Source organism: Roseateles sp. SL47, from assembly GCF_026625885.1.
In the GTDB taxonomy this organism is placed as follows: Bacteria; Pseudomonadota; Gammaproteobacteria; order Burkholderiales; family Burkholderiaceae_C; genus Roseateles.
This window is the reverse complement of the sequence record NZ_CP113068.1, coordinates 893,161-918,353: the sequence shown is the minus strand read 5'-3', so window position 1 is coordinate 918,353 and position 25,193 is coordinate 893,161. Positions and strand designations below refer to the sequence as shown.

Below are 25,193 nucleotides of genomic sequence, written 5' to 3'. Positions count from 1 at the left end.
ACGGCACCACGGCACCACGGCACCAGCGCGGCGCATGATGGCCCCGCCCCGCGCTCCCTCGTGCTCCCCCGCGCTAACCAGCGCTCAGTAGCGGTAGCTCAGCCGCAGCGACCATGCCCGCGGCTCCCCGTAGTAGGCCTGCCCCCACTTGAGGCTGTTGAGGTAGGTCTTGTCCAGCAGGTTGGTCACGCCCAGGTGGGTGCTCCAGTGGCGGTTGAACTCATACGCCGCGCCCACATCCAGCAGCGTGTACTGCTTCTGCACCACCGTGTTCTGGTCGTCGTCCGAGGTCTTGGCCTGCCAGCGCACCGCTCCGTTGAGCTTGATCTGCGGCGTCAGCGTGTAGGCCGTGCCCAGCCGCAGGGTCTTGCGGGGCACCCAGGTGCGCACGTTGTAGCCCGTCCCTTCACTCACCGAGCTGACACCGTCGGCATCGGTCTCGATCCGGTTGCCCTTCAGGCGGAACTGCGTCCAGCCCCCCATCACCGTCCACCCGGGCGCGAGTTCGCCGCTGATCTCCAGCTCATAACCGGTGCTGGTCGCTTCGATGGGCAGGTAATAGGTGCTGAAGTCGGCTCTGTAGCCGGCGGATTCAGCGATACCCGTCTGGCGTGTGCGGAACAGGGCTGCACTGGTGGTGAGCCGCTTGTTGAGCCACTGAGACTTCACGCCTGCTTCCAGGTTGCTGCCTTCGGCCGGCTTGAGCACCTGGTAGGCCTGGGTGGTCTCGATCTGCGGATTGAACATCTCCGCATAACTGACATACACATTGGTGTTGGGCGTGAGGTCATAGAGCACGCCGGCATAAGGCTTCACCGCCGAGCGCGAGTATTGCTGCTCGACCGCGTAGCTGATGCCCTTGCTGGTGACCTTGGAGACGGTGAGCCCGCCCACCAGTTGCAGCTGCGCCGTCGGGGACAGATGCACGGCGGCGTAAGCAGTGTGCCGGCGCCGCACCACGTCGGAGCCGTCGCTGCTGGCATCAAAGCTGGGCTTGGGTGTGTCGCCATTCCAACCATGCAGGTCGGGCAGCACCACGGCGGTGTCCGACGGATAACCGGAGTACTCCTCCATCGTCTGACGTGCAGTGCTGGCGCCCACCACCACCTGCTGCTCCCGTCCCCACAGCGAGAACCGGCCGGTGGCCGCCACATCGGCCATCTGGTCCCGGTAGGTGCCCTGGAAGGCGGACGGATAGCCGTAATAACCACTCGGGCTGGCCGTGGTGTCGGCATTGGGCGTGCCGTAGACATAAAACAGCTCGCTGTCGGACTTGACCCGTCGGTCGGACACCGTCGCTTTCACCTGCCAGCCGTTGCCCAGGTCGTGGTTCAGCTCGGCAAAGGCCTGCTCGTCGGTGTTGTTCCACCAGGACCAGTCCGCCGCGCTGCTGGCCGAGCGGTCGTAGTGGATGGCCTGGCCGTTGCTGTCCACCATCGGCAGGGCGCCCCACATGACGCCGTTGCTGCGGGTGCGCTGCTGGGTGTAGCCCAGGCTCAGCTGCGTATCACGGCTGAGGTCCCAGCTCAGCGCGCTGTGAACCAGGGTGGTGTGCTTGCTGTAGCGGTCCAGATAGCTGTCGCTGTTGTCGTCGGCCACCACCAGACGGCCGCGCAGGCTGCCGTCGGCATTCAGCGGGGTGGAGACGTCGGCATCCACCCGGCGACGGTTCCAGGCGCCGACGGTGAGGTCCGCGCTGGCTTCGAAGCTGCGGCTCTCGGCCCGCTTGCGGACGAAGTTCACCGTGGCGGAGGGATTGCCGGTCGGTGCCATCAGGCCGGTGGCGCCGCGCAGGATGTCCACCCGCTCATAAGCGGCGGTGTCCAGCGTGCCCCACAAAGCGCCATTGGCAAAGGGCTGCCCCAGGCCGTCCATCATGAAGTTGGTGATGTCGAAGCCACGGGCGGAGTAGTAGGTGCGGTCGGTTTCCACGCGCTCCACGTTCACACCCGGCACCAGATCCAGCAGGCGATTGATGTCGGTCAGCCCGAAATCGCGTATCTGCTCCTGGCTGATGACGGTGAGGGATTGCGGTGTGTCCTTGACCGACAGGTCCAGCCGGGCGGCGGAGCCGGTGCGTTGGCGCTTGTCGGATTCCCCCTTGATGACCACCGAGGGCAGGGCGGTGGTGTCCGCCGAGGATGAAGCGGGTGCGGATGCGGGCGCGGGCGCCGTCGACAGGCCGTTGTCGGCGGTTTGTGCCCAGGCCGCAGCGGCGCAGGCCAGCGGCGTGAGAAGCAGGGCGCGGGCCACGGCAGCACGGGCCCGGCGTTCGGAGAGGGAAGAAGCGATGTGCGTCATGCGGAGCATAGGTGTCTGACCGACAGGTCAGTCCGGCATGGACGCCTGAGAGCCCCTGGCCCGACCTTCCCAAAACCCCAAGGGCAGGAAACATCAAGGGCCCTGGAGGGGCGAAGAAGGCGGTCGCGAGCCGGTGGAACGAATCCCTTCAGGGGGTCCCGCAACAGAGGCGGGCTGATCGGGCGCGGCATCCTCCTGGGAAGGATGTGGCATGGCTGGCGATAAGCTGGCTAGGTCTCGAACTTTAGCCTAGATGAGAGTCATTCTTATTTGCTGGGCTGACACAAAAGCGGGCTGTCGACCGGATGCGACGCGGACCGTGGCAGGAAGTGGGCCCTTGGGATGCGGCCCCGGCGCGGGCAGACGTGAAACTCAGTACCAGGGCTGCGGCAGCGCCTCGGTCTCCAGGGCACGGACGACGGCCGGGCGGTGGGCCATCCGGTCCAGGAAGGCGCCCAGGGCCGGGCGGGCACGGGCCGGGTGGTCAAAGCCGCGCGTCCAGCGGCACAGCATGAACGCGAGCGGGTCCAGCAGGGTGTAGCGGTCGCCCAGCAGCCAGGGGCCGCCATGGCGCTCAAATTCGGCCGCCAGCAGATCCAGCAGGGCGCCGATGCGAGCTTCCGCCTGGGCCTTCACCTCGGCGGTGCCGGCGGTGTTGCCCTCCGCCACCCAGCGCTCCGGGTAGTAATAGGCGATCAACGCCGGCTGCAGCGTGTTGGTCATCCACATCAGCCATTTGTAGGTCATGGCCCGTTCCGCACCACCCACGGCCGGCACCAGGCCGGCTTGCGGATGTGTATCCGCCAGATGCAGCAGGATGGCGGCGGTTTCATGCATCACCAGGTCGCCATCACACAGCACCGGCAGCAGGCCATTCGGATTGAGCTTCAGGAACTCCGGCGACTTGTGCTCGTTGCGGTTGCGGTCCACCAGGCGGAGCTGGAAGTCGATGCCCATCTCCTGCAGCAGGATGTGGGGCGCCATGCTGGCATTGCTGGGGAAGTAATGCAGTTCGATCATGGTGGCGGGAGTGGGCAGGTGAACAGCGACCCGCGCATCATCGCATTGGCCCGCAGGGGGGGGCGGCTCGCCGAGCAATGGATCTTTACCGGCCGGTAACCGCCCCCCGTAGACGCGGGGGCCCGGGCTGGCGTTGAATACTCACCTGAAACTGTTGGGCCGCTCACGGCACTGCAATCATGAGCACATTTCGCTGGTTGATTCCCGTCACGCTTGTTCTGGCTTCTGGTCTGGCCGGGGCGCAGGATCGGTGGCACGGCCCTGGCGGTCCTGGCGGCCATGGTGGAGGCCCGCGCACGAGCGTCAACATCGGGCTGAACTTCGACTCCCGCTATCACCATGACCACTACTACCCGGCGCCGGGTTTTGTCGCGCCGGGGCTGCCCCCCGGTGCCGCCTTTGTGGGCGGGCGCTTTTGGTATGGGGGCGGCGTCTGGTATGAGCCCTGGGGCCCGCGTTATCGCGTGGTCGTGCCGCCGGTGGGGCTGGTGGTGTCGGTGCTGCCATCGGCTTACGTGACGCTGCGCATCGGTGGTCTGCCCTACTACTACGCCAACGGCATCTACTACAGCGCCGCTCCCGAGGGCTATGTGGTGGTGGCGCCTCCGCCCGGGGCGGATGTGGTGCCGCAGGCGCAGGTGGCGGTGACGCCGCCGCCGCGTCCGGACCCGATCATCTATCCGCGCCACGGGCAGAGCACCGCGCAGACCGAGGCGGACCGGCAGGAATGCAACCGCTGGGCCACGACACAACCCGCAGCGATGAATGATGCCAACGTGTTCAACCGGGCGGTGGAAGCCTGCATGGATGGACGCGGCTACAGCATGAAGTGAAGTCGCCCAGGGGCGCGGCGCGGGTCGTGAGGCCCGCGAGCGCTTCCTGTGCACTCACAACGCGCAGTCAGATCGTGCAGCCGAGCTGCTCGCCAGCGGCGGTCGTGGAGACCGCGCTCACCTGCACCCCATAACGCTCCGCCGTCATGTGGGCCAGGATGGACAACGCGATCTCCGGGGGGGTCCGCGCGCCGATGTGCAGGCCCACCGGGCCGTGCAGCCGGGCCAGCGCCGCATCATCCAGGTCGAAATGCTCCTTCAACCGGGCGCGCCGCTTCGCCTGATTGACGCGTGAGCCGATGGCGCCCACATAAAACGCCGGGCTGCGCAGCGCCTCCATCAAGGCCAGATCGTCCAGCTTGGGGTCATGGGTGAGCGCCACCACGGCGGTGTGTCCGTCCGGCTTCAAGGCCTGCACCACATCGTCCGGCATGTCCCGGGTCAGGGGCACGCCGGCCAGTTCCCACGGATAGTCGTCGCGCGGGTCGCAGACCTTCACTTGATAGTCCAGCGCCAGCGCCATGCGCGCCAGATAGTCACTCAACTGGCCGGCGCCAATGATCAGCAAGCGCCATTGCGGCCCGTGATGCGTGATGAGCTCCTGCTCGTTGAGCACCAGCCGGTCCGCACCGTCGCCCCCATGCTCGGTGGGTGACAACAGCCGCACCTCGCCGGTGGACAGGTCCAGGCGACGCACCACCCGCTCGCCCCGGCCCAGCCGTTCCAGCAGCACAGGGATGGCCGACTGCGGCCCCAGGGGCTCCAGCATCAGCTCCAGCGTGCCGCCACAGGGCAACCCGAAACGCTGGGCGGCTTCCGCGCCGACGCCATACCGCACCAGCTCCGGCCGCTCCAGACGCAAGGCACCCTCGCGGATGCGGTCGATCAGGTCATCCTCAATGCAGCCGCCGGACACCGATCCGGCAATCACCCCATCCTGGCGCACCGCCACCACCGCGCCCACCGGCCGGGGCGCCGAGCCCCAGGTCCGGGTGATGGTGCCCAGCACCACACGCTGATCCGTCTCCAGCCATTGCTGTACCTGGCGCAGCACCTGCAAGTCCATGTTGTCCATATGCGGAACATATCCAATAACGCGGCTTCCCGCTTGAAACGGCCTTCACGGACCGACGGCAGTCGGGGCTCTCCTGTGCCCCTTCGGCCGCCAAGACGGTGCCTTGTTGGGCAGCACCACCACGGAAGCCGCCACCCGGCGACAATCGCCTCATGCCCACCCTGACGCTTCACGACGAACTGACCGTGCCGGTATCCCGCGCCGTGGCCTGGGCGTCGCTGCATGACCTGCCGCTGCTGGACCTCGCTGTGAAGTCCGCCCACGGCGACAGCGCCGCGCTGACCCGTGGCCCTCTCGCGCTGAGCTACCGCCTGGTGCTCCCCAGCTTTGAAGGGACAGTGCAGATCGAGGATGTGGAGCGGCCTGCCCGGCTGCGCATCAGCTTCCTGGGGCGCAGCCCGGCATCCGGCGTGGTGCAGGGGCAAGCCCAGTGCCGCCTCGAACTGATGGGCGATGAGCGCACATTGCTGCATTGGTCGGTGGTCCTGCAGACCGAGCAACAGCCGTCCGGCCTGAAGTTGCGCAGCATTGCAGCACTCAAGGCGCAGTTGCAGGCCCTGGAGACGGCAGTGCGGCAGCACCATGCCAGCCATCTGCCACTGCCCACACCCCCCGTCCGCAAGCCCTGGCCCCAGCGCTTGATCGACTGGTATCTGGGCTGGTTCGCCGGAATCTTCAACGGCACGCTCTACCCGTTGCCCAAGCCGAAGCCGCCAAGCGAGCCGCCGCCGAAGTGACTCGGGGGCATGGCCTGTGCTGACCCTTGCGGCCCCTTGCTGAACCTTGCTGAACCTAGCCATGGCCGTTGCCAGCGGGCCCCGGTGATCCCGCCGCCTTGCGCGATGACTTCGAATCGGCGCCGCTGATCGGCCCGGCCTCCCCAATGGCTGCGGTGATGTGGGCGAACAGCGCCACCCGGCCAGGGCCATCCCGCGCATCCCCTTTAAAATCGCGCTCCGTCTGACGGCCACCCTGCCTGGCTGTCGTCTTTCCTGATCGTTCTTTGCCATGGCCGCCGCCCGTCTTTTTCCGCTGGACGCCCTTCGGGCCGTCGCAGCGCAGCTGATCGTTCTGCACCATCTGTCCGCCTACGGACCGATCGCCGAAGCGATGCATTCGCTCTTTCCGCTGCTGACGGGCTGGCTGTTCGACTATGGCCGCATGGCGGTGCAGGTCTTCCTGGTGCTGGGTGGTTATCTGAGTGCCCGCGCCCTGTCCGCGCAGGAATCGCAACTGCATCAGTCCGCGCCGGCCCTGCTGGCCCAGCGCTATTGGCGCCTGGTGCCGCCCTTCATGGCCGCCGTTGTCCTGACGCTGCTGGCCTCCTGGCTGGTGAAGCCGCTGCTGCCCGAACTGGTGCCGGCCCAGGTGGAGCTGGTGCAGGTGATGGCGCATGCGCTGTTGCTGCATGACCTGCTGGGTGTGGATGCACTCACCGTGGGCGCCTGGTATGTGGCCATCGACTTCCAGCTGTTTGCCCTGCTGCTGCTGGTGATGTGGGGCCTGCGCCGCCTGCCGCTGCCCCGTGCCACCCGCCAGCATCTGCTGACCGCCGTGGTGGGCGCGCTGTGTGCCGCTTCGCTGCTGCAGTTCAACCGCATGGCGTCGCTGGACGCCTACGCCATCTATTTCTTTGGTGCCTACGGCCTGGGAGCGCTGCTGTTCTGGTGCCAGACCTGGCCGACGCCCTGGCGCCGTGCCGCGCTGGCGGCCCTGGCGGTGTTGATGGTCTGCGCACTGGCCCTGCAGTTCCGCGAGCGACTGGTGGTTGCCGGTCTCACGGCCGCCGTGGTTGCCCTGTGGCGTCAGGGGCAGGGACCGGTCTGGCTGCAGGCGCGGGTGCAGGGGTTCGCCCGTCATGCCTATGCGCTGTTCCTGATCCACTTCCCCATCAGCCTGCTGGTGAACGCGCTGTATGAGCATCGGGCCGAAAGCCCGGCGCCGATGCTGGACGCCCTGGCCCCGTTGGCCCTGCTGGCGGCCTGGGCCCTCAGCAATGTGGCGGCCCTGCCGTTCTATCACTGGGTGGAAGCGCCGTTGCTGCGCTGGCGGCCCCGGGCAGCGGCCCTGCCGCGCGGGGCGGCGGCCCGCTGAGGCGCAGGCCCGGGCCGACCCTCAGGCCCAGTTCTCTCGGGCGTTGTCCTGCCGCTGCAGGTCCGCCAGCGTCTTGCCGGGCTCGTCCCGGAACCGGTCCTCCAGCACCTCCAGCTGCTGCACCCGGTCCACCCGGAAGCTGCGGAAGTCCTGGCGCAGCTCGCACCAGGCCGAGAACGTCCACACCGGCCCCCAGAAGAAGCAAGCCAGCGGCCGCACCACCCGGGTGGTCGTCTGCTCGTTCAGGTCCAGATACGAGAGCCGCAGCTTGTTGCGGGATTCGGTCGCCTGCCGCAGCCGGGTCAGCCGGGCGCGGGTGGCCTCGTCCAAGCCTCGTTGCAGAGCGTAGACCGTGAGGCTTTCCGCCGCCGCACGCGCAGTGCCCGGCAGCACCGCCAGGATCTTGCTCAGCGCCTCTTCGGCCCGCTGCTCCAGCACGGCATCCAACTGCGGCTGGGCCAGCCGCACCGCCGCCACCAGCGACTGCGCCTCCTCCGCGCTGAACATCAGCGGCGGCAATTCAAACCCCACCCGCATGCGGTAGCCCACCCCGGCTTCACCGTCGATGGGCACCCCTTGCTGCTGCAAGGCCGCCACATCCCGATAGACGGTGCGGATGGACACCTCCAGACGTTGGGCCAGGAATTCAGCGGTGGTCAGGCGGCGTCCGCGGATGAGTTGGACGATCTGAAACAGTCGGTCGGCGCGGCGCATAGCGGCATTGTCAGCGAACGCATTGACTGAAGCCGGTCGTCATCCCGTTAGTATCTGTGGCATGAATGCCGAATTACCTCATGTCGTGATCGTTGGGTGCGGCTTCGGTGGCCTGGAAGCCACCAAGGTGCTGGAGGGCGCGCCGGTGCGGGTGACCCTCGTTGACCGCAGCAACCATCATCTGTTTCAGCCGCTGCTCTACCAGGTGGCCACCGCAGGCTTGTCCGCGCCCTCGATTGCCTCGCCGATCCGCCATATGCGGCGGCACCAGCGCAATCTGACCGTGCTGATGGCCGAGGTCACGGCCATCGACAAAACGCAGCGTCGGGTGCATTTGGGGGATGGGCAGGAACTGGTCTATGACCACCTGATCGTGGCGGCCGGCGCCACACACAGCTACTTCGGCAATGACCAGTGGCAGACGCATGCGCCGGGCCTCAAGACCCTGGCCGATGCGTTCAAGCTGCGGGCGCGGCTGCTGAGCGGTTTTGAAAAGGCCGAGACGCTGGCGGACCAGCCGGCGCAACGGGAAAGCTGGCTCACCTTTGTGGTGATCGGCGGTGGCCCGACCGGTGTGGAAATGGCCGGCACGCTGGCGGAAATCGCCCGGCACACCCTGCGCGATGAGTTCCGGCGCATCGACCCCAGCAAGGCGAAAGTCCTGCTGGTGGAAGGCTCGGACCGTGTGCTGGCGACCTTCAAGCCGGCCCAGTCGGCCCTGGCGCAGGCCCAGCTGGAGCGGCTGGGTGTGACGGTGCGGACGAACTGCCGCGTCGTGGGCATTGATGAGACCGGCGTGGATCTGCAACTGCCCGATGGCAGCCACGAGCGCATCGCCTCACACACCAAGGTGTGGGCGGCGGGTGTGGCGGCCTCGCCGCTGGCGCGCACGCTGGAGGTTCCGCTGGACCGGGCCGGGCGCGTCATCGTGGACGAGCACATGAACATTCCGGGGCATCCGGAGGTGTATGTGGTGGGCGACATGGCGGCAGCGCTCAGCTACGAGAAGGACGGCAGCCGCAAGCCGGTGCCGGGCGTGAGCCCCGGGGCCAAGCAGGCGGGCCGTCATGCCGCGCTCCAGATCCTGGCGCGGATGCAAGGCCGCTCCGAAGGCGCCTTCCGTTATCGGGACTACGGTTCCCTGGCCACCATCGGCCGCAAGGCGGCGGTGGCGGACCTGGGCAGCATCCAGTTCAGCGGCTTCTCGGCCTGGCTGTTCTGGCTGTTTGTACACGTGTACTTCCTGATCGGGTTCCGCAACCGCCTGCGTGTGTTTGCCGATTGGGCCTGGGCGTATTTCACCTTCCAGCGGCATGCGCGGATTGTGGTGGAGCCGCAGCAGCGGGGGGATCCGGACGAGGCCTGAGCACCCTCGGTGCGGCGGTTCTGGCCCGCCGCACCGCACGCCCCCTCACATCGGCGTGCACAGCTCCACCAGCGTCCCATCCGGGCACCGGACATACGCCACCACCTGCCCCCAGGGCTTCGTGACCGGCGGGGTCAGGCCCTGTGCACCGGCCTCCACCGCCTGGGCATAGGCAGCGGGCACATCCTGGGTGGCCAGCCCCACCTCCATCCCCAGCGGCGCCCCATCGGAAGCGCGACGGTAGTCATGGCCGAGATTGCCCCTGGCAATGTCATGCCGGGCGAAGGCCAGCGTGGTGCTGCCGGTCTCGAGTTCGCCGTAGGCGCCGGACTCGTGCAGGAAGCGCTGCGGCACCCCGAAAGCGCGTCCAAAGAAGGCCAGGGACTCGGCGACATCCGAGACATAGACGATGGTGTAGGCCATTTGCATGTGGTGACTCCTGTTTCAATGATCGGACGGGATGGCCACCAGCAGCCGACATCGCCGGTACTGACGGTGCCGACGGTGCCGTGGTGGGAGGGGGCGGGGAGAGGCGGTTCACGGCTGTCCCCGAGCTCTGGGGCGCAGCCGTGGTGCGGATCATGACGGCAGGCTGCTGACACCGGATTGGCAGCTATGCTGGGCCTATGTCCAGTCCGAGTCTTGAGCCCCAGCGTCTGCCGACCAGCCCCTCGGGCGTTTCCTCGGCCGCTCAACAGTCCCCTCAGCCGAACACTGTGGCGAACAGTTCAGCGAACATGTTGGCGAACATGTTGGGAAATGGCCTGCTCTGGGTCGCCCGTCCTGCGCCCGGTCCGCATGTTGCCGTGCGGGTGGTCTATCGCGTGGGCGCCAAGGACGACCCGACCGGGCGCTCCGGCCTCACCCATCTGACCCTGCGCCTGGTGGCCGCAGCCAGCCGTTATCTCGAGGCCGGGCAGTTCCACCGCCTGGTGGCCCAGGCCGGTGGCACCACCAGCCTGGAACTGGATGAGGACTTCGCCGCGCTCCAGACCGTCGTGCCTGCTCACCAGTTGGAGCGCATCCTCTGGGCCGAAGCCGAACGCATGAGCAACCCGCGCCTGGAACCTGACAACCTGGACCGCGCGCGCGCCCAGGTGCAGCAGGCCGTGCGGCAGCCCTTGATGCGCCCGTACGGCCGCCTGGAACCGGCGATGGCCCGCAACGCTTATCTCAGCCACCCCTACCAGCGCGGAGCCCTGGGCGATCCCGATCAGCTCAAGGATCTGGACCTCGAAGCCGTTCGTGCCTTTCACGCTGCCGGGTTCCGCTGCGACCGCGCGCTGCTGGTGATCACCGGCCCGTATGACGAGGCCACGCTGGCGCGCTGGGTGCAGCATCACTTCGGTTCCATCCGCCCCCCGCTGGCCGCGCCGGTGGAGTTCCGGGAGGTCAAGGAACCGCGTCGCTCGCAGAGCCAGACGGTGAAGCTGTCGCTGCCGCAGGCGCCGCTGCCGGCGGCAGCCTTGGTCTGGCAGGTGCCGCGCGCGGACGATGCCAGCACCCCCATCTGGCAGCTGGCGCATGCGCTGCTGGCCCGGGGCCGCTCCGGCCGCCTGACCGACACCCTGGTGGACGAACTGGCAGTGGCCCATCGTCTCCATCTGTGGCTGAGCCAGCGCCAGCAGGCGGGCCTGCTGATGGCACAGGGCCTGGCCGCCCATGGGCAGACCGCCGCGCCTTTGGCGCAGGCGCTGCAGAATGAAGTCGTCCGCCTGGCCGATGAACCGGTGAGCGACGAAGAGCTGGACAAGGCCAAGGCCTTGCTCAAGCGTGATTGGCAGGCGCTGGAATGGAGCGCCGACCCCCTGGCCCGCAGCCTCGGCACGGCGTGGGCCGTCCGGGGTGACCTGCAGGCAGCGGCCAAGGACGCCGCCGCCTGGACCCGGCTGGAAGCCAGGGATGTGCAGCAGCTCTGGCGCAGCCAGATCGTGCGCGCGCCGGTCCTGACCTTGCTGGCCGATGTCGGAGCCGCCGCAGCATCAGGCGCCTCGGGAGTGGTGGTATGAGCCTGAAACGACGTGACCTGATGCTGGGCGCCAGCCTGGCCACCGCCTTGCCGATGCTGCCAGTGCAGGCTCGCTCACAAGGCGCTGTGCCGCCGCCGCCCTCCGGATTTGAAAGCCCGCCTGAAGCGCCGCCGGCCCCCGCCGTGGCGTCTTTGAACCTGCAACAGGCCCGTCTGCCCAACGGCCTGCGCCTGCTGGTGCTGCCTCGCCCCGGGGCCGTGCGGACCTCTTTGCGGCTGATCGGTGCGGGTGGCTGGCTCAAGGATCCCGCCGGCCGCGAAGGCCTGGCGGAAGTGGCGCTGACCCTGCTCGCCCAGGGAGCGTCCCGCGGCGACGAAACCATGGATTCCGCCGACATCGCCTATGCCTCCGACCTGCTGGGCCGGCCATTGCGGCTGGATCTTTCACCGGCGTCGGCGGAGATTGCGCTGGAGGCTTTGCCGGACCAATGTGACGACGCGGTCAGCCTGATGGCGGATCTGGTCGGTGCGCCCACGCTGACCTTCGAAGCGTTGGAGCATGTGCGCGGTCGTGCGCAGGATGCCCTGCTGCTGCGCCGGGCGGATGCGGAGCAACTGGCGCCCTGGGCCGGCCGACGGCTGTTCTGGGGGGGCGCCTATCCGCTGGCGAGTGCCGGCACGCTCAAGCGTCTCAAGCGCGACGAGGTGCAGGCCTTCCATCGCCTCTACTGGCGGCCGGACCACACCCAGCTGCTGCTCTGCGGCGACCTCTCCATGGACACGGCCCGCGACCTGGCGCAGGACCTGTTCGAGGATTGGCGCGCCCCCAAGCCAGCGCCGGCCACGCTGACCACGCGGATTGCCGAAGCTGCTGTGGCTGCAGCGGCCCAGCCGCCCGCCGTGGCGCGCATGATCCCGCTGCCGCGTGCCACCGGTTGTTGTGTGGTGTTGCAGACCGCCGTACCGCGCAGCACGCCAGCAGCGCTGCGTGCACTGGCCCGCCACCTGATGCAGGAGCGGCTGCTGGACAGCCTGCCCTGGGCCTGGCGCAGCGACATGGAAGCGCCCGGCGGCCCCGCGTGCTGGCGCCTGTCCTTGAGCCTGCCGCCGGAAGCCGTGCCCGAACTGCTGGCTCAGGCTCGGGAACACCTGCCACGGCTGGCGGCCGAAGCCGTCACCCCGGACGACCTGGCCCTGGCTCAGGCCCTGGCACTGGGGGAATGGCAAAGCCGTCTGGTGTCCGCCCCGGATGCGCTACTGGCCGACGCCATTGGCCAGGGCGACCTGGACGACACGCTGCAGTGGCCGCAACGGTTGCGCGCCGTGAGCGCGCCGGTGCTGCAACTCCTGATGGGCAGCTGCTGGCGTGAATCCGGCACGCAGGTGCTGCTGGTGGGCGAGGCGGGCGCGCCGGAGCCCCTGCAACGCGCCTGGCCGGGCCTGGCTGTGGTTAGAATGAGCGCTGTCATTGGGGAGTAGCCGCTGCACCCCGCACCTCCCCGAGGTGCCCATTCAGCAGACCCGCGTCAACAGACTTGAGCCTCTGGAACTCTTTTGAGTGTCCGCCCAGCTCATGGCGCGAGGTAGCCAGGAACCTCCCGGTTCCCAGCCTGGCGAGACCTTTGACCATGCCCCCCGGGTTGCGGCCGGGGGTGGGCATGGTCATAGGTTCAACACGGCCGCTGAGTGTTCCATGGAAGCTTTTCTCATCTCTACAGGCCTGGTGGCCCTCGCCGAAATTGGCGACAAGACCCAGCTGCTGGCCTTCATCCTCGCGGCACGTTTCCGCCGCCCCATTCCCATCATCCTCGGCATCCTCATCGCCACCCTGGTGAACCATGCCTGCGCGGGCGCCATCGGGGCCTGGATCACGTCTCAGGTGTCGCCGCAGATCCTGCGCTGGGTGCTGGGCGTTGGCTTCATCGCCATGGCCATCTGGACCTTGATTCCGGACAAGATCGAGGAGGAAGAAACCGGCGGCCGCTTCAAGCTGGGCGTGCTCGGCACCACCATCGTGGCCTTCTTCCTGGCCGAGATGGGCGACAAGACGCAGATCGCCACCGTGGCCCTGGCGGCGCGCTTCAACGACCTGTGGCCGGTGGTGGCGGGCACTACCCTCGGCATGATGCTGGCCAACGTGCCGGCGGTGCTGATTGGTGACAAGCTGGCGCACAAGCTGCCGGTCCGCCTGGTGCATGGCATTGCCGCCGTGATCTTTGCGGTGCTGGGGGTGGCGACCCTGCTGGGCGCGGGCGAAGCGCTCGGCGTCTGATCGCCGGCCGGGGCACCATCGGGGGCAGCAGGCGCCCCGGCGCCCTGCGGCCCTCCTGGCCGTGTCCGGTTTCAGCGGGTGCAGGCCTGCCGCACCGCCCGTTCCCAGTCGGTCATGAGCTGCCCGGCACGGTCGCGGGACATGGTGGGCAGGAAGGTGCGTTCGGTCTGCCAGTTCTTGCCGATGTCCGATGTGCCGCCATACACACCGGCGGTCAGGCCTGCCAGATAGGCGGCACCCAGCGCCGTGGTCTCAATGACCTTGGGCCGGACCACCGGAATGCCTAGCAGGTCCGCCTGGAACTGCATCAGCAGGTTGTTCACGCAGGCGCCGCCGTCCACCCGCAGCTCGCTCACCGGCGCACCGCCGGCGGCCACCGCATCGCGGCTCATGGCCTGCAGCAGCGCGGCGCTCTGGAAGGCGATGCTCTCCAGCGCTGCGCGCGCAATGTGCGCCACGGTGGAGCCGCGCGTCAGGCCCACGATGGCACCCCGTGCTTCGGCATCCCAATACGGCGCACCCAGCCCGGTGAAGGCCGGCACAAACATCACGCCGCCGGCATCCGGCACGCTTTCCGCCAGCCCCTGCACCTCGCCGCTGGCCTTGATGGCATTCAAGCCGTCCCGCAACCACTGCACCACCGCGCCCCCGATGAACACGCTGCCCTCCAGCGCGAACTGCGGCGTGGTGGTCGGCTGGGCGGCGCTGGTGGTGATCAGCCCGTTGCCGCTGGTCTGGAAGCGGCCGCCGGTGTGCATCAGCATGAAGCAGCCGGTGCCGTAGGTGTTCTTGGCCATGCCGGCCTCGAAGCAGGCCTGGCCGAAGAGGGCGCTCTGCTGGTCCCCTGCGATGCCGCCGATGAGCACGGGGGCACCCAGGTGGTCCGCCGACGCCACGCCGAATTCATGAGCGGAAGGATGGACCTCGGGCAGCACCGAACGCGGAATGCGCAGCAGGGTCAGCAGTTCGTCATCCCAGCGGTTTTCATGCACATTAAACAGCATGGTCCGTGCGGCATTGCTGACATCGGTGACATGCACCTCCCCATGCGTCAGCTGCCAGATCAGCCAGCTGTCGATGGTGCCGAAGGCCAGTTCCCCTCGCTCCGCCTGCTCACGGGCCTGCGGCACATGCTCCAGAATCCACTGCAGCTTGGTGCCGGAGAAATACGCGTCGATCACCAGCCCCGTCTTGCGCTGCACCATGGCCGTGTGGCCCTGCTCGCGCAAGGCCGCGCACTGCGGCTCCGCCCGGCGGTCCTGCCAGACGATGGCGTGATAGACCGGCTGGCCGGTCTTGCGGTTCCACACCAGCGTGGTCTCACGCTGGTTGGTGATGCCCAGGCCTTTTAGGTCCGCTGCCGACAAGTTGGCCTTGGCCAGCACCTCCCGTGCGGTGGCCAGCTGGGTGTCCCAGATTTCCTGGGCATCGTGTTCCACCCATCCGGGCTGCGGATAGATCTGGCGGAACTCCCGCTGGGCCATCGCCACAATGCGCCCTTGCGCATCAAACACGATGGAGCGTGAACTTGAGGTGCCCTGGTCCAGGGCCAGCAGATAGGTCATGACTTGTCTCGCGATGTCGTTGTTCTGAAGCGGTCTGTGCCGCTGCGGCCTGGCCGTGCCTTCTCAGTCTGCCACCACCAGCTCCACGCCGGCATCGGCCATCAGGCCGGCGAAGGGCTCGGGCGGGCGTGCATCGGTGAAGAGCGCGTCAATCTGCGGCAGGCGGGCCACTTCGGCCATCGCCGGGCGGTTGAACTTGGTGGAATCGGCCGCCACCCACACCTCGCGCGAGTGTTCCACGATGGCCCGGGCCACCATCACTTCGCGGTAATCAAAGTCGCGCAGGCTGCCGTCGGATTCAATCCCGGAAATGCCGATGAGGCCGATGTCCACCTTGAACTGGCGGATGAAGTCGACCGCCGCTTCACCCACCACACCACGGTCCCGGTGCCGCACCGAGCCGCCCACCATCACCAGCTCGCAGTCCGGGTTGTCGCTCAGGATCGTGGCCACGTTCAGGTTGTTGGTGATGACGCGCAGGCCCTTGTGGTTGAGCAGCGCATGGGCCACCGCCTCGGTGGTGGTGCCCAGGTTCAGGATCAGCGAGCAGCCCGCCGGAATGCGCGCTGCAATCGCGCGGGCAATGCGCGCCTTGCCATCGGCCTGCAGGGCCTGGCGCTGGCGGTAGGCGATGTTTTCAGTGGTGGAGGAGGGCACACGCACACCGCCGTGGAAACGCGCCACCAGCCCGGCTTCGGCCAGGCGCTGCACATCGCGTCGCACGGTCTGCAGGGTGACGCCAAAGCGCTCGGCCAGCGCCTCCACACTCACCGAGCCGCGGGCTCTTACCTCTTGCAGCAGGTCGTTCTGGCGGGGATTCGGATTCATGGCGCGCAGACTAAAGCGAACCAAAACGAACAGAACACCGGGTTATCCCTGGTCTTAAACGCGGCAAAGCGCGCTAAAAAGAAAAAAGAAGAACACAAGCGCGTGCCTTGAACGGGTGCGCCAGGAGACGCTGTGACCGCTAGCCCTGCTGCTTTTGAAGGCACCGCCCTGCCCGCGTCGTGTGACGTGCTGGTGGTGGGCGGGGGGATCAATGGCGCCGGCATTGCGCGGGATCTGGCCGGGCGCGGCTGGTCCGTGGTGCTGGCCGAGGCCTCGGATTTCGCCGCCCACACCTCGTCGGCATCCACCAAGCTGATCCACGGGGGGTTGCGCTATCTGGAGTACTACGAGTTCTCGCTGGTCCGCAAGGCGCTGCAGGAGCGCGAGGTGCTGCTGCGCAGCGCGCCGCACATCATGTGGCCGCTGCGCTTTGTGATGCCGCACGACGCGGCCATGCGGCCCGCGTGGATGATCCGTATCGGCCTGTTCCTCTACGACCATCTCGCGCGCCGCGAAGTGCTGCCCGGCTCCACCGGGGTGAACCTGCGCCAGTCGCCCCTGGGACGGCCGCTGAAGTCGCAATACACCCGCGGCTTTGTGTACTCCGACGGCTGGGTGGATGATGCCCGGTTGGTGCTGCTCAATGCACTGGATGCACGGGACAAGGGCGCCAGCCTGCACACCCGCACCACCGTCGTGGCCGCCCGCCGCCATGCCGACCACTGGGTGGCGACCCTGCGCGGTCCTCAGGGGGAGTTCCAGGTTCGGGCCCGGGCGCTGGTCAATGCCGCTGGCCCCTGGGCGGAAAGCTTCCTGCGTGAGCATGCCCAGTCGGCGGGCGCCGAAACCTTGGCCACCAAGAGCCTGCGGCTGGTCAAGGGCAGCCACATCGTCGTGCGCCGGGCCTTTGAGCACGACCACGCCTACATCTTCCAGAACCCCGACAAGCGCATCATCTTTGCCATCCCCTACGAAAACGAGTTCACGCTGATCGGCACCACCGACGTGGAACTACCGGCCGATGCGCTTGCCGGGTTCGGCAAGGCCCGCAGCGATCCGCAGGAGGTGGCCTATCTCTGCGAGCAGGCCAGCCGTTATTTCGACAAGCCATTGACCCCGGCGGACGTGGTGTGGACCTATGCGGGCGTGCGTCCGCTGCTGGACGATGCCTCGGGCGATCCGTCCGCCGTCACGCGCGACTACCTGCTGGAAACGCATGCCGAAGGCGGCGCGCCCCTGCTGAGCGTGTGGGGCGGCAAGATCACCACCTTCCGCAAGCTGGCCGAAGATGCCACCGACCTGGTGGGCCAGATGCTGGGCGACCGCCGCGCCGCGTGGACCGAACAGGCCCATCTGCCGGGCGGCGACCTGAAGGAATGGATCGGCGCGCCCCAGCGGCCCGACACCGACTTCCAGCGCCTGCTCACCGCCCTCGGCCAGCGCCATGCCTGGCTGCCGCCGGCGCTGGCGCATCGCCTGGCCCGCGCCTATGGCGGGCGCATTGGCCGTGTGCTGGGCGCTGCCGACAGCCTGCAGGACCTCGGACCGGAAATTGCCCCAGGCCTGCACGAAGCCGAACTGCGCTATCTGGTCCGCGAAGAGTGGGCGCAGTCGGCCGACGATGTGCTGTGGCGCCGCTCCAAGCTGGGCTTGCATTACACCGAAGCGCAACGCGCTGCGGTGGATGACTGGTTCCGCCAGCAGTCCCTCCCTTCCCTCCCCGACAACAACCACCACATGCAAAGAGACAGGTCATGGAACTGAGTCTTCACGGTGTCAGCCACCGTGTGGGGGCTCAGCCGTTTCTTTATCCGCTGGACCTGCGTCCCACCCCGGGTGCGGTCACCGTGCTGCTGGGCGCCACGCAGGCCGGCAAGACCACGCTGATGCGCTTGATGGCGGGCCTGGATCGGCCGACGGAAGGCCGCATCGAGGTCGATGGCACCGACGTCACCGGCTGGCCGGTCCGCCAGCGCGATGTCGCCATGGTCTATCAGCAGTTCATCAACTATCCGTCGATGACGGTGCGCGACAACATTGCCTCACCGCTCAAGCTGCGCGGCACCCTGGACCGCGCCGGCATCCGCGACCGGGTGGACCAGCTCGCCCGCAAGCTCCACATCGAGATGCATCTGGACAAGCTGCCGGCGCAGCTCTCCGGCGGCCAGCAGCAGCGTGTGGCGCTGGCCCGCGCGCTGGCCAAGCAGGCCCCGCTGATGTTGCTGGACGAGCCGCTGGTGAACCTGGACTACAAGCTGCGCGAGGAACTCCGCGACGAGTTGACCCAGCTGTTTGCCACCGGCGATGCCACCGTCATCTATGCCACCACCGAGCCGGCGGAAGCGCTGATGCTGGGCGGCTACACGGCGGTGATGGATGCCGGCGAACTGCTGCAGTACGGGCCGACGGCAGAGGTGTTTCACCGTCCGGCCTCGTTGCGGGTGGCCCGCGCCTTCAGCGATCCGCCGATGAACCTGCTGCTGGCGCAGGGCCTGGGGGATCGTCTCCAGCTCAAGCCGGGCCTGGACCTGCTGCTGCCGGGCCAGGGGGCCGTGACCGTTGGCGTGCGCGCCAATGCACTGCGGGTGCAGGCGCAGCCCGGTGATGTGGCGCTCCAGGGCCAGGTGGAGCTGGCGGAGATCTCCGGCAGCGACACCTTTGTGCATGTGCGCAGCGAGGTGGGTGACCTGGTGGCCCAGCTCACCGGGGTGCATGACTTCGGCCTGGGCGAACCCCTGACGCTTTACCTGCAGGCCTCGCAGGTCCATGTTTTTGATGCCGCCGGGTTGCTGACACGCGCCCCCGAGCGACGCGGAGGCCGCTGATGGCACGCATCGACCTTGATCTGGCGCATGCCTATCGCGCCGACCCGCGCAGTGACGACGACTACGCGCTGCTGCCGCTGCGCATGAGCTTTGAGGATGGTGGCGCCTATGCGCTGCTGGGGCCTTCGGGCTGCGGCAAGACCACCCTGCTCAACATCGTTTCCGGTCTGCTCAAGCCCTCGCAGGGCACGGTCAGTTTTGACGGCAACGACGTGACCCGCCTGACGCCGCAAGAGCGCAACATCGCCCAGGTGTTCCAGTTCCCGGTCATCTACGACACGATGACCGTGGCGGACAACCTGGCCTTTCCGCTGCGCAACCGCGGCGTGGCGCCGGACAAGATCCGCGCCCGGGTCGGCCGCATTGCGGAGATGCTGGAGCTGAACGGCCAGCTGAACCAGCGGGCCGCAGGCCTGTCGGCCGATGCCAAGCAGAAGATCTCGCTGGGCCGCGGCCTGGTGCGGGAGGATGTGTCGGCCGTGCTGTTCGACGAGCCGCTCACCGTCATCGACCCGCATCTCAAATGGCAACTGCGTCGCAAGCTCAAGCAGATCCATCATGAGCTCCAGCTCACCCTGATCTACGTGACCCACGACCAGGTGGAGGCGCTGACCTTTGCCGACCAGATCGTGGTGATGACACGCGGCCGTGCCGTCCAGGTGGGCAGTGCGGCGGCGCTGTTCGAGCGTCCGCAGCATCGATTCGTGGGGCACTTCATCGGCTCCCCCGGCATGAATTTCCTGCCGGGCCGGTTCCATCCGGAAGGGCTGCTGGAAGTGGCGGGGCAGTCGATGCGGATGCCATCGGGCATGGGGCATGAAGCCCTGGCCCAGGTGCGCGATTTCACACTGGGGGTCCGGCCGGAATACCTGCCGCTGGCCGAGCCCGGCGCGGAGGGCGTGCTGGACGCGACCGTCACTCAAGTGCAGGACCTGGGCACCTACTGGCTGCTCACCGCCTCCCTGGGGGACACCGTCATCAAGACCCGGCTGGCGGCCCATGCCCAGCCGCCCAACGTGGGCGCGCACATCGGACTGCGGGTATTGAACCCGCACACCTGCTTCTACGGCGCGGACGATCAACTGATGTCCGCCGCCACGTCCCCGCTCAAGGAGACCACACCATGAAGCCAGTCAACCAGAAGGCCTGGTTCCTGGTGCTGCCGGTCATCATCTGCGTGGCCATCTCGGCCATCCTGCCGCTGATGACGGTGGTGAATTACTCGGTGCAGGACATCATCTCGCCGGAACGCCGCGTGTTTGTCGGCGTGGAATGGTTCACCGCCGTCATGCGGGACGAAGAGCTGCATGGTGCGCTGCTGCGCCAGCTCGGCTTCTCGCTGGCGGTGCTGCTGGTGGAAATTCCGCTGGGCATTGCACTGGCGCTGTCGATGCCGGCGCAGGGCTGGAAGGCGTCGGCCGTGCTGGTGCTGGTGGCCTTGTCGCTGCTCATCCCCTGGAACGTGGTGGGCACCATCTGGCAGATCTATGGCCGCGCGGACATTGGCCTGCTGGGCGCCGGCTTGCAGGCGCTGGGCATTGACTACAGCTACACCGGCAATGCCACCGACGCCTGGCTGACGGTGCTGGTGATGGATGTGTGGCACTGGACACCGCTGGTGGCGCTGTTGTGTTTTGCCGGCCTGCGCTCGATCCCGGACGCCTACTACCAGGCGGCGCGGATTGACGGCGCCAGCAAGCTGGCGGTGTTCCGCTACATCCAGCTGCCCAAGATGCGGGGCGTGTTGATGATTGCGGTGCTGCTGCGCTTCATGGACAGCTTCATGATCTACACCGAGCCCTTTGTGCTCACCGGCGGCGGCCCCGGCAATGCCACCACCTTCCTCAGCCAGTACCTGACGCAAAAGGCGGTTGGCCAGTTTGACCTGGGCCCGGCGGCGGCGTTCTCGCTGATCTATTTCCTCATCATCCTGCTGCTGTGCTTCATCCTCTACAACTGGATGCAGGCGCTGGGGCAGGGCGAACAGACGGAGGCCGCCCATGGATGAGCGCCGCTTCAAGAAGAGAAGTCTCTTCCTCATTCTCTACCTGCTGTTTGCGCTGTTGCCCATCTACTGGATGGTCAACATGAGCTTCCGCACCAATGAAGAGATTCTTTCCAGCTTCAGCCTGTGGCCCAAGGAATTCACCCTGCACAGCTACCGGACCATATTCACCGATCCGGCCTGGTACAGCGGCTACATCAACAGCCTGATCTACGTGGCCATCAACACGGTGATCTCGGTCAGCGTGGCGTTGCCGGCGGCCTACGCCTTCAGCCGCTACAGCTTCCTGGGTGACAAGCATGTGTTCTTCTGGCTGCTCACCAACCGGATGACGCCGCCGGCGGTGTTTCTGTTGCCCTTCTTCCAGCTCTACACGACCCTGGGCCTGATGGACACCCATCTGGCGGTGGCGCTGGCGCACCTGCTGTTCAACGTGCCGCTGGCGGTGTGGATTCTTGAGGGCTTCATGAGCGGCATCCCGCGGGAGATTGACGAGACGGCCTATATCGACGGCTACAGCTTCCCACGTTTCTTCCTCACCATCTTCCTGCCGCTGATCAAGGCGGGCGTGGGGGTGGCGGCCTTCTTCTGCTTCATGTTCTCGTGGGTGGAACTGCTGCTGGCGCGCACGCTCACCAGCGTGAATGCCAAGCCGATCGTGGCCACGATGACCCGTACCGTCAGCGCATCCGGCATGGACTGGGCCACGCTGGCGGCCGCCGGCACCCTGACCATCGTGCCGGGTGCCATCGTGATCTGGTTTGTGCGTCACTACATCGCCAAAGGCTTCGCCATGGGTCGCGTCTGACGGCCAGGGGCAGGGATCTGCCGGGCTTTCCGAAGACGTGAGACGAAAGGATGATCGATGTTTGATTGGATGGTGTGGACCGTGCCCGTGGCCGTGTTCTTCGGCTGTGTGGTGCTGATGCTGGTGGGCATGACGATCTGGGAGATCAAGTCGCCGACGACCTTGCGCAAGGGCTGGCTGCCGTTGCGCACCACGCGCGGCGACCGCCTGTTCATCGGGCTGCTGGTGGCGGCCTACCTGAACCTGGCCTTTGTGGGCCTGGGCGAAAAGATGATGGGCTGGTTCCAGCTGGAAGCCGAGCCCAGTGTGTGGATCAGTTTTGTGGTGTCGATGCTGGTGCTGGCGCTCATCCTGCGCAAGGGGTGAGGCCGAGCCTGGCGCTGTTGTTTCGGGATTCGGCTCCTGCTCCCCCGGAGCCGCGAATCAATCCTCATCGGGGGATGCTCAAAGAGAAAGAGGAGACAAGCGTGCACAAGAGCAAGTATTCCGCGCTGACCCTGGCAGCGATGCTGGCGTTGGGGGTCCATAGCGCCTGGGCCGGTGAGGCTGAAGCCAAGAAGTGGGTGGACAGCGAATTCCAGCCGTCCACCTTGTCCAAGGACAAGCAACTGGCGGAGATGAAGTGGTTCATCGAGGCCGCCAAGAAGCTGCAGGCCAAGGGCGTGAAGGAGATCTCGGTGGTGTCCGAGACCATCACGACCCATGAATACGAAAGCAAGGTGCTGGCCAAGGCCTTCACCGAGATCACCGGCATCACGGTCAAGCACGACATCATCCAGGAAGGGGATGTGGTCGAGAAGCTGCAGACCTCGATGCAGTCCGGCAAGAGCATCTACGACGGCTGGATCTCGGATTCGGACCTGATCGGTACGCACTACCGCTACGGCAAGATCATGAACCTGACCGACTACATGGCCGGTGCGGGCAAGGAATTCACCAACCCCGATCTCGACCTGAAGGACTTCATCGGGACCAGCTTCACCACCGCGCCGGACGGCAAGCTCTATCAACTGCCGGACCAGCAGTTCGCCAATCTCTACTGGTTCCGTGCCGACCTGTTTGCCCGCAAGGACCTGCAGGACAAGTTCAAGGCCAAATACGGCTATGAGCTGGGTGTGCCGCTCAACTGGAGCGCGTATGAGGACATCGCCGAATTCTTCACCAACGATGTGAAGACCATTGATGGCAAGCCGATCTACGGCCACATGGACTACGGCAAGAAGGACCCGTCGCTGGGCTGGCGTTTCACCGATGCCTGGTTGTCGATGGCCGGTGCGGCGGACAAGGGCATTCCCAACGGCATGCCGGTGGACGAATGGGGCATCCGTGTGGCGGACGACAAGTGCACACCGGTGGGGGCATCGGTCTCGCGTGGTGGTGCCACCAACTCGCCAGCGGCGGTGTATGCACTGACGAAGTATGTGGACTGGATGAAGAAGTACGCGCCGAAGGAAGCCACAGGCATGACCTTCGGGGAATCCGGCCCGGTGCCGGCCCAGGGCCAGATTGCCCAGCAGATCTTCTGGTACACCGCCTTCACTGCGGACATGACCAAGCCGGGCCTGCCGGTGGTCAATGCGGACGGGACGCCGAAGTGGCGCATGGCCCCTGGCCCGAATGGCCCGTACTGGAAGCCGGGCATGCAAAACGGCTATCAGGACGTGGGTAGCTGGACCTTCTTTGCCAACCACGACCCCAACCGCACAGCGGCGGCATGGCTGTATGCGCAGTTTGTGACGGCCAAGACGGTGAGCCTGAAGAAGAGCGTGCAGGGCCTGACCTTCATTCGCGACAGCGACATCCGCAGCGACTACTTCACCAAGAATGCGGCGAAATATGGCGGCCTGATCGAGTTCTACCGCAGCCCGGCCCGGGTGGCCTGGACGCCGACGGGCAACAACGTGCCGGACTATCCGAAGCTGGCGCAGCTGTGGTGGAAGAACGTTGCGCAGGCGGTGACGGGCGAGAAGACACCGCAGGCGGCGATGGACACGCTGGCGGACGAAATGGATTCGGTGATGGCGCGGCTGGAGCGTGCTGGCATGGCCAAGTGCGCACCGAAGCTCAACAAGAAGGAAGACCCGAAGAAGTGGCTGTCCGACAAGGGCGCTCCGTGGGCCAAGCTGGCCAACGAGAAGCCCAAGGGCGAGACGATCGCTTATGACAAGCTGATCAGCGCCTGGAAGGAAGGCCGCGTGCGCTGATCCCGCAACGCTGCCATCGGCAAAGCCGCGTGAGCCTTGAGGCCACGCGGCTTTTTTTCGGGGTGAATGGGGGATAGTGTCTGGCCTCTGGATGGCCCGGCCGGCGGCAACCAACCGGCGCTCTAGCTCCAGCCAACGGCAGATGCGGCTGGGCGCAAGTGTCGATGCTGGCGGCACGACTTGCGGCACGGGGAGTGGCCAGCTTCAGGATCTCGTTGGCACGACGCTGGCTCGACGGACTGCGAACCTGTGGGCTCGCTGGTGGCGCCGGGAGTGGTCCCGCGCGTGATCACCGGAATCAGGCCGCGTCGGCGGCTGCCGGCGCGCCGGTGGGGCCAGGGAACGGATATTTGTGCGGCACGATGGACGCCAGCGCTGCCTCGGTGGCCGGCGTCACCGAAGCCACCAAGCCGACCCGCTGATTTGCTCGGCGCAGGATGGAGGGCTCGATCAATCGGAAGCCACGGTCATCCTTCGATTGGTAGTACCGGAAGATCCAGTACGCGACTAGGTCTGCCATCTGAATGAGGCGCGACGCCTTTGAGTCCAAGAAGAGCGGGACCTCCGCGAAGTTGCGCAGGCGGCCCAACGCGTGGCCCTGGTGTTTGAACAAGGACGAAAGCGCTTGCAGCTTCTGCTCGTACGAAGCCTTGTCGCAGACGACCAGTCCGCGCTGCGCATCGCCGCGCCGGGCCCACATGTCCGCTAGGTACTGGTCGAACTGATGCGCGACGGCTTCGAATGAGCGCTCGAGGATCTGATCCTCCGGCATCGTGGACTTTTCGATGACAGAGGCGAATACACGAAGCTGCAGTTGTCGGTTGCTGAGCAAGCTCAGGACATCGACCAGGGCCTGAACACGATCGGCTGGAGCGATGCCCGCCCAGTCGTCCTTGGCCGAATACATCGGCGAGCCATGGAACTCAATCGCGGAGGGGTCCTGCGGTCTGAACCGCGCGGCGACCGGGTTGATCCTGGACTCCAACCAGTGCGTGGAACGTTCGAACACAGCAAAGCCTGCCAGGACGAAGAACTGGGTGCTCGGGTCCTGTGGATGGCCCGACTCGTCGAGGTACAGGAGATGCACTGGCTGCCTCGCAAATGAAAACGGGCCGCGATAACGCGACCCGTCAAGATGGGGGAGCCAGGTGGAACAATCGTCCAGCGCACCGTGATCGACAGCGCTCCCGACTCGGTGGCTATTCTAGCGCAGGGCATCCGAGGCCGCAATGCAGGCCGTCCTGGCGCGCATCCACGCGCACCCCATCCACCGCCTGGAAAAACTGCTGCCGCACGAGTTGAGAGACAGATCAT

22 protein-coding genes and 1 riboswitch are annotated in these 25,193 nt (G+C 66.8%); of the genes, 14 read left to right on the top strand and 8 right to left on the bottom strand.

The genetic code is table 11. The features are described from left to right. Positions 1-84 precede the first annotated feature (84 nt). Positions 85-2,301, bottom strand: coding sequence for a TonB-dependent siderophore receptor (locus OU995_RS03935; RefSeq protein WP_267834121.1), 2,217 nt, complete (start codon positions 2,299-2,301; stop codon positions 85-87). 372 nt (positions 2,302-2,673) lie between these two features. Continuing rightward, positions 2,674-3,321: a glutathione S-transferase family protein gene (locus OU995_RS03930; RefSeq protein ID WP_267834120.1), complete on the bottom strand. Its 648-nt coding sequence runs from the start codon at positions 3,319-3,321 to the stop codon at positions 2,674-2,676. Positions 3,322-3,500: 179 nt separating this feature from the next. On the opposite strand from OU995_RS03930, the gene OU995_RS03925 reads away from it, so the two are divergent. After that, positions 3,501-4,154, top strand: a complete 654-nt coding sequence (locus tag OU995_RS03925) for a DUF6515 family protein (protein WP_267834119.1) — start codon at positions 3,501-3,503, stop codon at positions 4,152-4,154. Between the two features lie 67 nt (positions 4,155-4,221). Here the strand turns inward: OU995_RS03925 and OU995_RS03920 are convergent, their stop codons facing one another. Then, positions 4,222-5,229: an XdhC family protein gene (locus OU995_RS03920; protein ID WP_267834118.1), complete on the bottom strand. Its 1,008-nt coding sequence runs from the start codon at positions 5,227-5,229 to the stop codon at positions 4,222-4,224. Between the two features lie 152 nt (positions 5,230-5,381). Here OU995_RS03920 and OU995_RS03915 point away from each other — a divergent pair, with 152 nt between their 5' ends. Then, positions 5,382-5,966 carry a CoxG family protein gene (locus OU995_RS03915; RefSeq protein WP_267834117.1) on the top strand — a complete coding sequence of 195 codons (585 nt, stop codon included), beginning with the start codon at positions 5,382-5,384 and terminating at the stop codon, positions 5,964-5,966. 271 nt (positions 5,967-6,237) lie between these two features. Then, entirely contained in the window at positions 6,238-7,323 is a 1,086-nt protein-coding gene (locus OU995_RS03910; RefSeq protein WP_267834116.1) for an acyltransferase family protein, read from the top strand. Positions 7,324-7,344: 21 nt separating this feature from the next. Here OU995_RS03910 and OU995_RS03905 read toward each other — a convergent pair whose 3' ends face one another. Further along, positions 7,345-8,037, bottom strand: a complete 693-nt coding sequence (locus tag OU995_RS03905) for a helix-turn-helix transcriptional regulator (RefSeq protein WP_267834115.1) — start codon at positions 8,035-8,037, stop codon at positions 7,345-7,347. 61 nt (positions 8,038-8,098) lie between these two features. Here OU995_RS03905 and OU995_RS03900 point away from each other — a divergent pair, with 61 nt between their 5' ends. Further along, positions 8,099-9,403 (top strand): NAD(P)/FAD-dependent oxidoreductase, encoded by a 1,305-nt coding sequence (locus OU995_RS03900; RefSeq protein WP_267834114.1) that lies wholly within the window; start codon positions 8,099-8,101, stop codon positions 9,401-9,403. A gap of 45 nt (positions 9,404-9,448) precedes the next feature. On the opposite strand, the gene OU995_RS03895 is transcribed toward OU995_RS03900, so the two are convergent. Continuing rightward, positions 9,449-9,832 (bottom strand): VOC family protein, encoded by a 384-nt coding sequence (locus OU995_RS03895; protein WP_267834113.1) that lies wholly within the window; start codon positions 9,830-9,832, stop codon positions 9,449-9,451. 308 nt (positions 9,833-10,140) lie between these two features. Here OU995_RS03895 and OU995_RS03890 point away from each other — a divergent pair, with 308 nt between their 5' ends. The 3 genes from OU995_RS03890 (at position 10,141) to OU995_RS03880 (ending at position 13,644) form a co-directional block, all read left to right on the top strand. Then, positions 10,141-11,412 carry a M16 family metallopeptidase gene (locus tag OU995_RS03890; protein ID WP_267834112.1) on the top strand — a complete coding sequence of 424 codons (1,272 nt, stop codon included), beginning with the start codon at positions 10,141-10,143 and terminating at the stop codon, positions 11,410-11,412. After that, a complete protein-coding gene (locus tag OU995_RS03885; RefSeq protein ID WP_267834111.1) occupies positions 11,409-12,851 on the top strand; it encodes a M16 family metallopeptidase in 1,443 nt (480 codons plus the stop codon). Before OU995_RS03890 ends, OU995_RS03885 begins: the two co-directional genes overlap by 4 nt. Continuing rightward, positions 12,831-13,063, top strand: a riboswitch (yybP-ykoY riboswitch). Its footprint overlaps the gene before it by 21 nt. Positions 13,064-13,065: 2 nt before the next feature. Beyond that, positions 13,066-13,644 (top strand): TMEM165/GDT1 family protein, encoded by a 579-nt coding sequence (locus OU995_RS03880; RefSeq protein WP_267834110.1) that lies wholly within the window; start codon positions 13,066-13,068, stop codon positions 13,642-13,644. 71 nt (positions 13,645-13,715) lie between these two features. Here OU995_RS03880 and glpK read toward each other — a convergent pair whose 3' ends face one another. Continuing rightward, the gene (glpK, locus tag OU995_RS03875) at positions 13,716-15,209 is read right to left on the bottom strand and encodes a glycerol kinase GlpK (protein WP_267834109.1); all 1,494 of its coding nucleotides are present in this window, start codon (positions 15,207-15,209) and stop codon (positions 13,716-13,718) included. 63 nt (positions 15,210-15,272) lie between these two features. After that, positions 15,273-16,037: a DeoR/GlpR family DNA-binding transcription regulator gene (locus OU995_RS03870; RefSeq protein ID WP_267834108.1), complete on the bottom strand. Its 765-nt coding sequence runs from the start codon at positions 16,035-16,037 to the stop codon at positions 15,273-15,275. A 132-nt stretch (positions 16,038-16,169) separates the two neighbouring features. Between OU995_RS03870 and glpD the strand changes: the two genes are divergently transcribed. The 7 genes from glpD to OU995_RS03835 all read left to right on the top strand — a co-directional run bounded on the left by glpD (position 16,170) and on the right by OU995_RS03835 (position 23,879). Next, positions 16,170-17,801 carry a glycerol-3-phosphate dehydrogenase gene (gene glpD, locus OU995_RS03865; protein WP_267834107.1) on the top strand — a complete coding sequence of 544 codons (1,632 nt, stop codon included), beginning with the start codon at positions 16,170-16,172 and terminating at the stop codon, positions 17,799-17,801. Continuing rightward, a complete protein-coding gene (locus tag OU995_RS03860) occupies positions 17,792-18,862 on the top strand; it encodes an ABC transporter ATP-binding protein (protein WP_267834106.1) in 1,071 nt (356 codons plus the stop codon). Before glpD ends, OU995_RS03860 begins: the two co-directional genes overlap by 10 nt. Next, positions 18,862-19,989 (top strand): ABC transporter ATP-binding protein, encoded by a 1,128-nt coding sequence (locus OU995_RS03855; protein ID WP_267834105.1) that lies wholly within the window; start codon positions 18,862-18,864, stop codon positions 19,987-19,989. Before OU995_RS03860 ends, OU995_RS03855 begins: the two co-directional genes overlap by 1 nt. Continuing rightward, positions 19,986-20,870 (top strand): carbohydrate ABC transporter permease, encoded by an 885-nt coding sequence (locus OU995_RS03850; RefSeq protein ID WP_267834104.1) that lies wholly within the window; start codon positions 19,986-19,988, stop codon positions 20,868-20,870. The genes OU995_RS03855 and OU995_RS03850 overlap by 4 nt, the downstream gene beginning before the upstream one ends. Then, the gene (locus OU995_RS03845) at positions 20,863-21,675 is read left to right on the top strand and encodes a carbohydrate ABC transporter permease (protein WP_267834102.1); all 813 of its coding nucleotides are present in this window, start codon (positions 20,863-20,865) and stop codon (positions 21,673-21,675) included. Before OU995_RS03850 ends, OU995_RS03845 begins: the two co-directional genes overlap by 8 nt. 57 nt (positions 21,676-21,732) lie before the next feature. Next, the gene (locus tag OU995_RS03840) at positions 21,733-22,041 is read left to right on the top strand and encodes a DUF2160 domain-containing protein (RefSeq protein ID WP_267834101.1); all 309 of its coding nucleotides are present in this window, start codon (positions 21,733-21,735) and stop codon (positions 22,039-22,041) included. A 140-nt stretch (positions 22,042-22,181) separates the two neighbouring features. Next, a complete protein-coding gene (locus tag OU995_RS03835) occupies positions 22,182-23,879 on the top strand; it encodes an ABC transporter substrate-binding protein (RefSeq protein ID WP_267836167.1) in 1,698 nt (565 codons plus the stop codon). 298 nt (positions 23,880-24,177) lie between these two features. On the opposite strand, the gene OU995_RS03830 is transcribed toward OU995_RS03835, so the two are convergent. Beyond that, positions 24,178-24,966 carry a DUF3800 domain-containing protein gene (locus OU995_RS03830; RefSeq protein WP_267834100.1) on the bottom strand — a complete coding sequence of 263 codons (789 nt, stop codon included), beginning with the start codon at positions 24,964-24,966 and terminating at the stop codon, positions 24,178-24,180. Between the last annotated feature and the right edge of the window lie 227 nt (positions 24,967-25,193).